The 629-nt window shown below is 49.8% G+C and carries 1 pseudogene; it reads left to right on the top strand.

Annotated features, from left to right (window positions below):
* Positions 1-629 (top strand): annotated as a pseudogene (locus R7E78_RS27835) (2-oxoglutarate dehydrogenase E1 component); the annotation flags it as partial.

Here is a 629-nt window from a genome sequence, read left to right as displayed (position 1 = left end):
CCCGGAAAGCCACAAGCTGCAAAGCCGAGTAAACAAGCTGTACAACGATCGCTTAGCAATGATGACAGGTGAGAAGGCTATTGACTGGGGTATGGCTGAAACATTGGCTTACGCGACATTGGTAGACGATGGTAAGCGTATCCGTATTTCTGGTCAGGACTCAGGTCGTGGTACTTTCTTCCATCGTCACTCAGTTCTTCACAACCAATCAGATGCAAGCACTTACATCCCGCTAGCGAATATCCATGACAAGCAGGGGCCTTTCCAAGTTTTTGACTCTGTGTTGTCGGAAGAAGCTGTTCTTGCATTTGAGTACGGTTATGCAACAGCTGAACCTGGCGGTTTGACCATTTGGGAAGCGCAGTTTGGTGACTTCGCTAACGGCGCACAAGTGGTTATTGACCAATTCATTTCGTCTGGTGAGCAAAAGTGGGGACGTTTGTGCGGCCTGACGATGCTTCTGCCTCATGGTTACGAAGGCCAAGGTCCGGAGCACTCATCTGCTCGTCTAGAGCGTTACCTTCAATTGTGTGCTGAGCAAAACATGCAGGTCGTTGTACCATCAACGCCAGCTCAGGTGTACCACATGATTCGTCGTCAAGTAGTACGCCCAATGCGTCGACCATTGA

It is taken from the genome of Vibrio sp. YT-19(2023), from assembly GCF_033337395.1.
This window is presented reverse-complemented; position numbering and strand designations above follow the sequence as displayed.